This is a genomic window from Bradyrhizobium sp. (genome assembly GCF_019242285.1).
GTDB lineage: Bacteria > Pseudomonadota > Alphaproteobacteria > Rhizobiales > Xanthobacteraceae > Bradyrhizobium.
Genome location: NZ_JAFAVV010000812.1, coordinates 1 through 11,585, shown reverse-complemented (window position 1 = coordinate 11,585; position 11,585 = coordinate 1). Strand labels below are relative to the sequence as shown.

The 11,585-nt window shown below is 65.7% G+C and carries 11 protein-coding genes; 1 reads left to right on the top strand and 10 read right to left on the bottom strand.

What is annotated here, in order from left to right:
* Together JOY90_RS33340 and JOY90_RS33335 are read right to left on the bottom strand one after the other, a co-directional pair.
* On the bottom strand, positions 1 to 1,089 hold a 1,089-nt coding region (locus tag JOY90_RS33340), incomplete at its 3' end, for an ABC transporter substrate-binding protein (protein WP_291695343.1).
* Positions 1,090 to 1,204: 115 nt separating this feature from the next.
* Positions 1,205 to 2,380 (bottom strand): CaiB/BaiF CoA-transferase family protein, encoded by a 1,176-nt coding sequence (locus JOY90_RS33335; RefSeq protein ID WP_291695342.1) that lies wholly within the window; start codon positions 2,378 to 2,380, stop codon positions 1,205 to 1,207.
* A gap of 162 nt (positions 2,381 to 2,542) precedes the next feature.
* Here JOY90_RS33335 and glgA point away from each other — a divergent pair, with 162 nt between their 5' ends.
* A complete protein-coding gene (glgA, locus tag JOY90_RS33330) occupies positions 2,543 to 3,958 on the top strand; it encodes a glycogen synthase GlgA (protein WP_291695341.1) in 1,416 nt (471 codons plus the stop codon).
* Positions 3,959 to 3,991: 33 nt separating this feature from the next.
* Here the strand turns inward: glgA and JOY90_RS33325 are convergent, their stop codons facing one another.
* From JOY90_RS33325 to ccoO, 8 genes are all read right to left on the bottom strand, one after another.
* Complete coding sequence (locus JOY90_RS33325) at positions 3,992 to 5,134, bottom strand: patatin-like phospholipase family protein (protein WP_291695340.1); 1,143 nt, start codon at positions 5,132 to 5,134, stop codon at positions 3,992 to 3,994.
* A gap of 76 nt (positions 5,135 to 5,210) precedes the next feature.
* Positions 5,211 to 5,381, bottom strand: a complete 171-nt coding sequence (gene ccoS, locus JOY90_RS33320; protein ID WP_291695339.1) for a cbb3-type cytochrome oxidase assembly protein CcoS — start codon at positions 5,379 to 5,381, stop codon at positions 5,211 to 5,213.
* A 247-nt stretch (positions 5,382 to 5,628) separates the two neighbouring features.
* On the bottom strand, positions 5,629 to 7,875 hold the full coding sequence (locus tag JOY90_RS33315) for a cation-translocating P-type ATPase (protein WP_291695338.1): 2,247 nt from the start codon (positions 7,873 to 7,875) through the stop codon (positions 5,629 to 5,631).
* 13 nt (positions 7,876 to 7,888) lie between these two features.
* Positions 7,889 to 8,389, bottom strand: coding sequence for a FixH family protein (locus tag JOY90_RS33310; RefSeq protein ID WP_291695337.1), 501 nt, complete (start codon positions 8,387 to 8,389; stop codon positions 7,889 to 7,891).
* A gap of 17 nt (positions 8,390 to 8,406) precedes the next feature.
* Positions 8,407 to 9,870 carry a cytochrome c oxidase accessory protein CcoG gene (ccoG, locus tag JOY90_RS33305; RefSeq protein ID WP_291695336.1) on the bottom strand — a complete coding sequence of 488 codons (1,464 nt, stop codon included), beginning with the start codon at positions 9,868 to 9,870 and terminating at the stop codon, positions 8,407 to 8,409.
* 166 nt (positions 9,871 to 10,036) lie between these two features.
* Positions 10,037 to 10,909, bottom strand: coding sequence for a cytochrome-c oxidase, cbb3-type subunit III (ccoP, locus tag JOY90_RS33300; protein ID WP_291695335.1), 873 nt, complete (start codon positions 10,907 to 10,909; stop codon positions 10,037 to 10,039).
* Between the two features lie 5 nt (positions 10,910 to 10,914).
* Positions 10,915 to 11,079, bottom strand: a complete 165-nt coding sequence (locus JOY90_RS33295; RefSeq protein ID WP_291695334.1) for a cbb3-type cytochrome c oxidase subunit 3 — start codon at positions 11,077 to 11,079, stop codon at positions 10,915 to 10,917.
* 9 nt (positions 11,080 to 11,088) lie between these two features.
* A partial coding sequence (gene ccoO, locus JOY90_RS33290; protein ID WP_291695333.1) for a cytochrome-c oxidase, cbb3-type subunit II occupies positions 11,089 to 11,585 on the bottom strand: 497 nt, incomplete at its 5' end.

Genomic DNA, 11,585 nt, shown 5'->3' with positions numbered 1-11,585 from the left:
CATCTTGAACTCGACCGGCTTGCCATAGTCCTTGAGCAGCGCCTTGGCCTTCTCGGCATCCTCCGGCAGCGCGCCATCGTCCTTGCACTTGACCCAGGAGCCGTCGCCGTAAGGATTGCTCGCCGGCCGGCTCAGGCCGTTGGTGATCGCCTGCGACATTTTCTTGCGGTCGAGCGCCATCACCATGGCCTGTCGCACGCGCACATCGTCGAACGGCGGGGCCTTGGTGTTGAAGGCATAGACCGCAGCCCCCGACCCCTTGAAGCTGTGCACGGCCATCTTGGGATCCTTCTGCGCCTTCATGATGTTGTCGGGGTCGTATTCGTCGTCCCAGATGATGTCGACCTCGCCCGATTGCAGCGAGGCAAAGCGCGACTGCGCGTCCGGCAGCGGTTTCAGCACGATGCGGTCGAGATAGGGATGGCCCTTGTTCCAGTAGTCGGGATTCTTCTCCAGCACCATGCGGTCGCCGGCGGCCCAGGATTTCAGGATATAAGGGCCGGTGCCGACGGGATTGCGGTTGTAGTCGTCACCCTTGGTCTTCCAGGCGGTCGGCGAGTGCACGACGTTGTTGGAGCTCTGGATGGTTATGATCGCCGGCAGGTTCACCTGGGGATCGTTGAGGTGGTAGACGATCGTCAGGTCGTCGGTTGCCTCCACGTCGTGGATGAAGGCGATGTAGAACGCGCAACGGCACTTGTTGGCGGGATCCTTCTGCCGGTCGAAGTTCTCCTTCACGGCTTGCGCATTGAACGGCGTGCCATCGTGAAATTTGACTCCCGGACGCAGCTTGAAGGTCCAGGTCTTGAAATCCTCGGAATGCGACCAGGACAGCGCGAGCTTCGGCTGCGGCTCGCCCTTGTCGTCGAGCGAGGTCAGCGTGTCGAAGATGGCGCCGGCCGCCGTGTTCGCCGAGGTGTCGTAGACGCCGACCTTGAGCGGATCGAAACCGGGAATGTCGAGCTCCTGCCCGACCGTGATGCTGCCGCCGGCTTTCTGCGCGCTGGCTGGACTCGTCGATTGCGCGAAGACAAATCCCGCCACGAGGAAAATAGGCGCAAACCTGCGCGCGCACACCACCACGGTCATCAGCAGCTTCCTCCCCTTTGCCGCGTCCGCATTCACGGATCGTCGTTTGGCGGGCGCAGATTGGCTGGATTTGCCGCCAGCGGCAAGGGCGGAGGAGTCGCAGCGACGCGGCCTTTCAGCTCGCCGTGGTCTTTTCCGCGGAAACGCCGATCTCCTGCAGTAGCGCGCGCGTATGCTCGCCGAGCGTCGCCATCCGCTTTCCCGCGGCAACCTTGGCACCCGACATCCGGAACGGCAGGTTCAGGACCTTGAACGTGCCGCCGCCGTCCTCGACTTCGGCAATGGCATCACGATGGGCGAGCTGCGGATCGGCCAGCGCCTCGCCGACCGTGCGATAGGCGGAGGACGGCACGCCCGCGTCGTTCAGCGCCGCGAGGCACGCCGCCGTCGTCACCGAGCGCGACCAGGCTTCGACCCCTTCCATCATCTGCGGCCAATGCGCACGGCGCTCGCCATAGCTGGCGAACCGGGAATCATCGACCCATTCGGGACGGCCGATCACCCTCATCAGCCCCTGGAAGGTCTTTTCGCTGGCGATCGCGATCATGACATAGCCATCGCGGGTCGCGATCGGCCCGAAGGTCGGACGCAAACTCTGCTTGACCTCGAACTGCGACCACTGCAATTCATTCAAGGTGAGGCTCAGCATTGATTCGAGCATCGAGCAGTCGATGTGCTGGCCGCGGCCGGTCTGCTCGCGCTGGTAGAGTGCCGCCGAGATCGCGCCGAACGCATAGGTGCCCGTCAGCACGTCGGCGTGGTAGATGCCGCAGTAGTCTGGCCGGCTGCGGCCGGGCTGATAGGCCAGATGGGCCATCTCGTAGCCGGACGCCGCGTGGATCACCGGCGCGTAAGCGGGCAACTCGGCCGACGGACCGGTCTGGCCGTAGCCCGAAATCGAGCAGTAGATCAGTCTCGGGTTGAGTGGACGCAAGGTCTCATCATCGAGCTGGAGGCGGCGCATGACGCCAGGCCGGAAGTTCTCGACCAGGACATCGGCGACCGCGGCGAGCCGACGGATCGCTTCGGCGCCATCGCGTGATTTCAAATCGAGCACCAGGCTCTTCTTGCCGACATTGAGCTGGCCGAAGACGGTCGAGCAGCCGTTGCGCACCGGCGGGCGGCTGCGCATTGTTTCTCCCTCGGAGGTCTCGACTTTGATGACCTCGGCTCCCATATCGGCGAGCATGCGGGCACAGTGCGGGCCGGCGATCGTGGTCGAGAAATCGATCACGCGAAGCCCGGCGAAGCATCCTGTCAAATGGCCCTCATGGTTTCCAGCTAGTGTCATTGTTGAATTTCCCCTAAGCGGCTTGGTGGTACGAACCTAAAGGGCGCGACGGCAGCAGGAAAGCCGGACGTGGAACTTTGGACGGATTCACGCATTGACGCGTTTTGGGAAAACTGGACCCGATCTTGCATCATCCGGACGGGGCTCAGACGAGGGCGATACTTGAGGGTACTTTTCGTCACAACCGAAATGGACGATTTCGTCCGGGTAGGCGGCCTCGCGGCCGTTTCGGCCGCCCTGCCCCGGGCGCTTCGTCTCTGGAGCGACATCCGAATCCTGCTGCCAGGCTATCGCGATGTCGTGGAGCAATTCACGCATATTCAGATCGTCGGCCACTGCGCGGCCCGCGCGGAGATGCCGGCCTGCACGCTCGGCCGTGCCTCGACCAAGGACGGCCTGCCGGTCTATGTGCTGCTCTGCCCGCAGCTCTACGATCGCCCCGGCAATCCCTATGGTGACGAGAACGGACGGGACTGGCCGGACAACGACATCCGCTTCGCGCGGCTGGCGTCGGCTGCCGCCGAACTTGCCGCGGGCACGCTGGACAGAAATTGGGCAGCCGACCTGGTTCATGTCAATGACTGGCAGGCCGCCCTCGTCCCGGCCTATCTGGCCTGGAGTGGCGCCAACATCCCCTCGATCCTGACCCTGCACAACCTCGCCTATCAGGGCCTGTTTCCGAAGGAATCGCTGCGCCGGATCGGCGCGCCGGAAACCTCGTTCCATATCGACGGGCTCGAATTCTACGACAAGCTGTCGTTCCTCAAGGGCGGCATCGTCTATGCCTCGCATTTGACCACCGTCAGCTCGACCTATGCCAGGGAGATCACCACGCCGGAGTTCGGCTGCGGGCTGGAAGGCTTGCTGCGGCAGCGCTCGAACGCCTCTGAGTTGACGGGCATCCTCAACGGCATCGACGAGAGCTGGGATCCGACGTCCTGCGCACAACTGGCGCAGCCGTTCGGCGCCGGCGACTGGGAAGGCAAGCGCGCCAATGCCGATTACGTGCGCAAGCAGTTCGGGCTCGCGGTGTCGCGCGGGCCGATGTTCGGCCTCGTCGCCCGGCTGGTGCACCAGAAAGGCATCGACCTCGTGCTGTCGGCGGCCGACGAGATCATCGGCTCCGGCGGACAGATCGTCGTCACCGGCTCGGGTGAGCCCGAGATTGAACGTGCGCTGGTCGACGCGCATCGGCTGCGGCCGGACGCCATCGGCGTCGTCATTGGGTTCAACGACGGCCAGGCGCGACGGATCTTCGCCGGCAGCGACTTCACGCTGATGCCGTCACGCTTCGAGCCCTGCGGCCTGAGCCAGATGTATGCGCAGCGTTTCGGCTCGCTGCCGATCGGCCACCAGACCGGAGGGCTGGCGGAAACCATTACCGACGGCGAGACCGGTTTCCTGTTCTCGCAGCCCTCGATCGATTCCTTCCTCGGCGGCATCCGCCGGGCGTTCGCGACCTTCCGCGCCAAGGACCGCCTCGATTCCATGCGGCGGAGCGCGATGGCGCGGTCGTTCAGCTGGGATATGTCGGCCGCCTACTACAGCGCGCTGTACCGGAAGTTCGCCGCGCCGTAGCCGCGAGCGCCGGCGCATCATTCCCGGAAACATTCACTCCGCGGCGGCGAGCATCGGATCCACCTCCTCGTGCACGATAACGCCGGCGAGCGGATCGAACTGACCCACCCATGGCGCACGCGCCAGCACGGCTTTGGTGTGCGCGCGGCCGGCTTCCCAGCGCTGCGCGATGCCGGCCGCGCTGAAATCGACATCCTTGGTGTGGGTCTCACGCGCGAGCTGCGGCGCGAGCAGCCGGACCACGTGCATTCTGGTCTGGCAGCCGTAGCTCGCAAGCTCCTGCACCGACGGGTCGTTGTGCTCGGCGGCGGGCAGCCGCGCGGCAAGCTGGTTGATGACATGGCGCAGCCGGTGCACCTGCTCCTCGCGCGCGATCTGGGTTGCGATGCGGCTGGAGAACTGCACGTCCTTGTGGCGGTTGAACACGTCGGCCATGGTGGCCGGCTCGGCGCCGACGGGATTCCACAAATGCACCGAGAAGATCAGCGAGTCCCGGCGCGGATTGTCGGCGAACACGGCTTCGGTCGGCGAATTCGAGAGAATGCCGCCGTCCCAGTAGAGCTCACCATCGATTCGCACGGCCGGAAACGCCGGCGGCAGCGCGCCCGACGCCATGACATGCTTGACGCCGATCGCGCCTTCCCGGCTGTCGAAATACCGCATCCGGCTGGTCCTGACGTGCGCGGCGCCGACCGTCAGGCGCGGCGTGCAGCGATTGACCAGATCGAAATCGACGAGCTCGGCAAGCGTGCGCTCCAGCGGCACCGTCGAATAGTAGCCGGCATGTTCCGCGCCAAGCGGATAGGAATCGCCGGCATGGGCGAACGGATTGGGCTGGAAGAAGCCGGCAATGCCGTGCGCCACCGTGGTCCAATAGCTGAGACGATCATGAAGGCCGGGTAAAGTGTCCTGAAGCCCGAGCAGCGGCTGCTGCTCCATCCGCTTCCAGAAGATACGCAATCGCGCGAGCCGATCCCGCGGCGGATTGCCCGCGATCAGGCTGGCGTTGATCGCCCCGATCGAGGTGCCGATGATCCAGTCCGGCTCGACACCGGCCTCATGCAGCGCCTGATAGACGCCGGCCTGATATGACCCGAGCGCGCCACCGCCCTGAAGCACGAGCACGATCTGGCCCGGCAGGCCGCTTGAAGAGCCGTTCGTCCCTGCGCCGTCCACGTTCCGCCTCGCTCCGCAGCCTTAAGGTAAATTCGCTGGAGCGAGTTTGTTACGGCGTCGGCCGCATTTCAATGCGTCATACGGCCGTCTCGGCCTGTCCATCCGGCGGATCGTCGTCGGCGATCGCGCGCCAGGCCGCGCCGTCGAGATCATCATACTGGCCGCTCTTCAGCGACCACAGGAATGCAAGCAGGCCGGCAAGCCCGAGGCCGAGCGCCAGCGGCACGAGAATGACGAGCACTTCCATCGCGCAAGCTCCCTAGACGAGCGGTTTTGAAATTCGAATCATATCAGCCCCTCCACCGAACCTCATCCTGAGGAGCATCGCGCAAGCGATGCGTCTCGAAGCGACGCGTCTCGAAGGATGGCCGGGGGCGACGGCCGTGCAAGCAGCCATCCTTCGAGACGCAAGCCCTTCGCCCTGAGGGCGAAGGCTTGCTCCTCAGGATGAGGTCGGAGTGCTGGGAGGCGATAGGCTTCATGGAAGCACTCGTCTAGCTGTTGAAAACCGTGCTGGAGGCAGGCACCCCGGCGCTGCCCGGCCTTGCAGCTCGCGTCTCACCACCGGCCTGCCGCGCCCGCAGCGCGTTCAGCATCACCAGGATCGACGAGCCCGACATCGCCGCGGCCGCGATCAGGGGCGTCACCACGCCGCTGATCGCGATCGGCACCGCCAGGAGATTGTAGCCGACCGCAAGCCAGAGATTCTGCCGCATCAGATGCAGCGCCTTGCGCGAAATGTCGATCGCCGCCACCACCGGCGCCAGCGGGCGGCCGAGGAACACGAGGTCGGCGGTCGACTGGCTCAGATGCGCGGCGCTGATCGGCGACATCGACACGTGCGCGGCTGCGAGCGACGGCGCGTCGTTCATGCCGTCGCCGACCATCATCACCCTGATGCCGCGCCGCTTCAGCTCCTCGATCCGCGCGATCTTGTCGGCGGGCGTCACGCCGGCGCGCCATTCGGCGACGCCGAGCACGCTTGCCGCCGCCCGCACGGCCGGTTCGCGGTCGCCGGAAAGAATCTCGACCGCGATGTCGCGGTTCTTCAGCGCCGAGATGACCGCGCGCGCGTCAGTCCGCAGCCCCTGCCGGACCGAGAACAGGTATTTCTCGTCGCCGCGGCTGAACGCCACGACCGACGCCTCCGGATCGGCGCGCGCGTTGTGGTTTACAAGTTGCTCGGCCCCGCAGAACGATGGCCGGCCGAGCCTGATCGCGACGCCTCCGAGCTCGGCCCGCACGCCCTGCCCCGGTTCCTCGACCGCGCCGACGACTGGCACCTTGGCGCCCGCCGCTTGTGCGACGGCGGCGGCGACCGGATGATGGCTGGAGAGCGCAAGCTGCCCGGCAAGCCGGAAGACATCGGGCGGGACATCGGCCGCGTTGACGACCTCGAGCTCCGGCAAGGTCAGTGTGCCGGTCTTGTCGAAGATGACGTGATCGGCCTCGGCCAATCGTTCGATGGCGTCGCCGGCATTGAGCAGCACGCCGGATTTGAACATCGCGCCCGATGCCACCGTCTGCACGGTCGGAATCGCAAGACCGAGCGCGCAGGGACAGGTGATGATAAGCACGGCGACGCCGGTCACGATGGCATCGTGCCAGTTCGCGCCTGATAGCACCCAGCCGATCACCGTCAACAACGCGGTCGCATGCACCACCGGCGCATAGAGCCGCGAGGCGCGGTCGGCGAGCCGCCGGTAGCGCGAGCGCGCCTGCAGCGCGTTGTCCAGCAGCCGCGTGATCTCCGACAGCAGCGTGGCCTCCGACGCCGCCGAAACCCGCACCCGCAAGGTGCCGGAGATGTTGAGCGAGCCGGCATAGACCGCGGTGCCCTGCCCGGCCGCGACATGCAGCGTCTCGCCGGTGATCAGGCTCTGGTCGATCTCCGATCTGCCTTCGATGACGGTGCCGTCGACGGCGCAGCGCTCACCGGGCCGCAACAGCACGATGTCGCCGGGGCGGATCGCCGCGACCGGCACCTCGGCTATTTCATCGGGGCCGACGAACCTGGTCGCGGTCTCGGCCTTCAGCGCCGCCAGATTGCCGGCCACCGCCCGGGTCCGCCGCCGCATGTTCTGGTCGAGATAGCGCCCGACCAGCAGGAACGTCAGCAGCATGATGGCGGCGTCGAAATAGGCGTGCTCGGCGTGGTTGAAAGTCTCGACCACGCTCATGCCGAGCGCCAGGACGACGCCGATGGTGATCGGCACGTCCATGTTGACGCCGCCGGCGCGCAGCGCACGGAATGCCGAGCGGAAGAAGGGCTGCCCCGCATAGGCCGCTGCCGGCAGGGCGATCAGCGCCGACAGCCAGTGGAAGAAATCGCGCTGCTCGGGCAGCATGTCGCTGACATTGCCGGACCAGACCGGGATCGACAACATCATGACGTTCATGGTCGCGAAGGCTGCGACCCCGAGGCAACGCAGCAGGAAGCGCGACCGCTCGGACTCGCTCGCCTCCGCGCTCGCCTTCTCGAACGGATAGGCCTTGTAGCCGAGCTCGGCGAGGCGGTCGATGAAGCGCGCCGGGTCCAGCGCGCCCTGCCTCCACTCCAGCGCCACGCGCCGATCGGTCAGGTTGACGCGGGCGAGCGTCACGCCTGATATCGCCGACAACCCGCGCTCGATCTTCGCCATGCAGCCCGCGCAGTTGACGCCTTCGACCGCGAGATCGATGTGATTGAGGCCCGAGCCGACATCCCTCACATAATGGGAAAAGTCCCGCGTCGCCTGCATTTGCATTCCTTCCTCAGTTCAGGACCACGCGGTTGACGGACAGGAACATCCGCTCTCCCCTCGCGTCGGCCTCGAGCACCAGGTCCCATTGACCCGGCGCGATCGCGCCGATGCTGCCACGATAGACGCCGAGGCCGACCTCGGCGAGCGCCATCGACAGATCGGCGCGCTTGTCGGTCGGACGCTCGAAGCGCCCCTCGAACCTCAGGCCGGTCAGCGGTCGGCCGGCCTGATCATGGGCCTCGACCTCGAGCGTCGCGCCGCCGTCGGCGCCGCGCCTGACATGGGCGTCGACTTGCCATTTGCGCGCGTCCTGGTCGCGCGCGGCGGCGATCTCCTTCTCGTAGGCGAGGCTCGCGCTGTAGGCGCTGTCGACCTCGGTGCCGGGCAGCGTCTTGATTGCGAGCTTCATCATGGTGACATTGACGCCGATGACGACGCCGAAGAAGGCGACCAGCATCAGCAGCACCTTGCGTCCGGTCAGGGGCCTCTCGGCAGCGGCGATCACGGGCATGAACCAGATCCTGTCTTTCAAGGGGCCACGAAATTGTCGGTCGCCGACGCGACCTCGCCAAGGCCGATGTCGGTGACGTGGAAGCGGACCGGAATCGACTTCGCCGGATTGTCGTTGGCCGGCGCCGTCACCAGCATCCGAAGCTCGGAGGTCGTATCGCGGCCGATCACGACCATCGGCCGGTCGGGCGTCACTGAATCGACGCCGACGACATGGGTCGTCGGATTCTTCGGACCGTCGACGTCGATCGCGATCACCCGGTCGAAGCCGCTCTTGTTGAGCAGGCGGATCGTGTAGGCATTGCGGATCGAGCCGTCGCTCAGGCGCACCGCCACCGGGTTGCGGTCGTGCAGCACGTTGACGTCGAGCAGCGACCGCGTCGCCAGTACATAGAGCATGATCGATCCGACGACGGCGATGATCACGCCGTAGAGCACGGTGCGGGGCCGCACGGTGCGGTAGATCGGCGGCTTGCCGGCCGCGCGCCGATGGATGTTGATGTCGTTGTCGTAGCCGATCAGGCGGGGCTCGCGGCCGATCTTCTTCATCACGGCGTCGCAGGCGTCGATGCAGAGGCCACACTGGATGCATTCGAGCTGCGGGCCGTTCCTGATGTCGATGCCGGTCGGGCAGACGGCGACGCACTGGTAGCAGTCGACGCAGTCGCCGACATGCTCGCCCAGCGCCTTGAGCTCCGCGGCCTTCTTGACCGAGGTGCGCTTCTCGCCGCGGTCATAGCGGTAGGTGACGTTCAGCGCCCATTCGTCGGTGAGGGCGGCCTGGATGCGCGGCCAGGGGCACATATAGGTGCAGACCTGCTCGCGCATGTGCCCGGCCAGGACATAGGTCGAGGCGGTCAGGATCGCGATCCAGATATAGGCCACCGCCGGCGCGTCGAAGGCGAGGAGCTGCTTCACCAAGGTCGGCGCGTCGTCGAAATAGAGCACCCAGGCGCCGCCGGTCCACCACGCGATCATCAGCCAGATGAAATGCTTCAGCCCGACCTCGGAAACGCGCCGCAATGTCCACCGGCTCGCGGCGGCGTCCTTCTTCATGCGCTCGCGCCGGTCGCCCTCGATCAGGCGCTCGACGGCGTAGAACAGATCGGTCCACACCGTCTGCGGGCAGAGATAGCCGCACCAGATGCGGCCGCCGATCGCGTTCATCAGGAACAGCGCGATCGCCGCCAGGATCAACAGCCCGGTAAAATAGTAGACTTCCTGCGGCCACAGCTCGATGAAGAAGAAATAGAACCGCCGGTTGGGGAAATCGATCAGCACCGCCTGGTCGGGCGCGCCAAGACCGCGATTCCAGCGCACGAACGGCAGCAGGTAGTAGATGCCGAGGCAGACCGCCATCAGCGTCCACTTGATGCGCCGGAAAGTGCCGGAGACGCGCTGCGGATAGACCTTCCTGCGGGCGACGTAAAGCGGCCCATCTTCGTCGTAAGGCAGTTCCTGCGGCTTGATCGGCCTGTTCATGGGCGGCTACCCTCTCGCAATCTGAAAGCGCGACGGCAGCTTTTCGCCATCGCGCCCGGCTCCTGCTTGAGCTTTCGGATCAGGGCTACGAATTGACCTAGGCCCAAACCGTCAAACCCGGTTGATCCAGCTCAAGCGAACTCCCGGTCCATCGCCACGCGCCCCGTTATTTTCCGCCTCCGAGCGAATGCACATAGACTGCCATGACCTTGATCGTGGTCGGATCGAGCCGCCCCTCCCACGCCGGCATCACGCCGGCGCGGCCGTTGGCGATGGTTTCGATGAGGGTCGCCTCGTCCGAGCCGTAGAGCCAGATCTGGTCGGTCAGGTTCGGCGCGCCGAGCTCCTGGTTGCCCCTGGCGTTGTCGCCATGGCAGACCGCGCAATTCTCGGCGAAGATCTTCGCGCCTGCCGCGGCGTCATAGGTCGGCCGCGTCGGCAGCCCTGACAGCGAGCGGACGTAGTTGGCGACCGTCACGATCTGGTCCGGCTTCAGCACGCCGTCCTTGCCGAAAGCGAGCATCTGGCCTTCGTGCTGCTTCGCGTTGCCGGAACGTGCGCCGAAGCGGATGGTCTGCGCGATCTGGTCCAGCGAGCCGCCCCAGAGCCAGTCGTCGTCGTTGAGGTTCGGATAGCCTTTGGCGCCGGCGGCGCCGCTGCCGTGGCAGGGCGCGCAATTGTCGCCGAACACGGTCTTGCCGCGGGCACGCGCCAGCGCCAGCATGGCGGGATCCTTCTCGATGTCGGCGAGCGAGGCCGCGGCCAGCGCCTGCATCTTTTCGCCGCGAACCTTTTCGAGATTGGCGAGCTCGACTGCGACGTCGGCGCGCGACGAATAGCGCAGGATGCCCGGCGTGTTGCCTGATAGCAGCGGCCACGCCGGATAGACGACCCAGTATCCGAACGACCAGATGATGGTGAGATAGAAGGCGATCACCCACCACCGCGGCAACGGCGTGTTGAGCTCCTTGATGCCGTCCCATTCGTGCCCGGTGGTGGCGGTGCCGGAGACGGTGTCAATGTCGGTATGATCGGTCATGTCGGTCACTCCTCCCGCAACGGCATGCGTGCCGCCTCGTCGAAAGCGGCCTTGTTGCGAGGCCAGAGGGCGTAGGTCACGATCGAAAGGAAAATCGCGACGAAGATCGGCGTCCACAGCGTCGTGACGAGATTCGAGGCGATGTTCTGGATGGTCATGATGGCGGTCATCGTTCCGTCTCAGCGCAGATTGGCTTTTTCGTTGTAGAGCTTGAAGTCGACCAGCGTGCCGAGCATCTGCAGATACGCGATCAGCGCATCCATCTCGGTCGGCGCGCCCGGCTGGCCGTCGAAATTGCGGACCACGGCCTTCGGATAGCGCTTGGCGACGGCTTCGGCGCCGGCGTTGTCCGGATCGACCTGCGCATTCAGGTCGGCGACCGCGTTGTTGATCTGATCGTCCGTATAGGGCACCCCGACCGCGCGCAGCGTGCGCAAATGATCCGGGATCGTGGAGGTGTCGAGCTCGGTCCGCGCCAGGAACGGATAGCCCGGCATCACCGATTGCGGCACGATCGAGCGCGGATCGGTCAGATGCCTGACATGCCAGTCGTCGGAATATTTGGCGCCGACGCGAGCGAGATCGGGCCCGGTCCGCTTCGACCCCCACTGGAACGGGTGATCGTACATGCTCTCGGCGGCGAGCGAGAAATGGCCGTAGCGCTCGACCTCGTCGC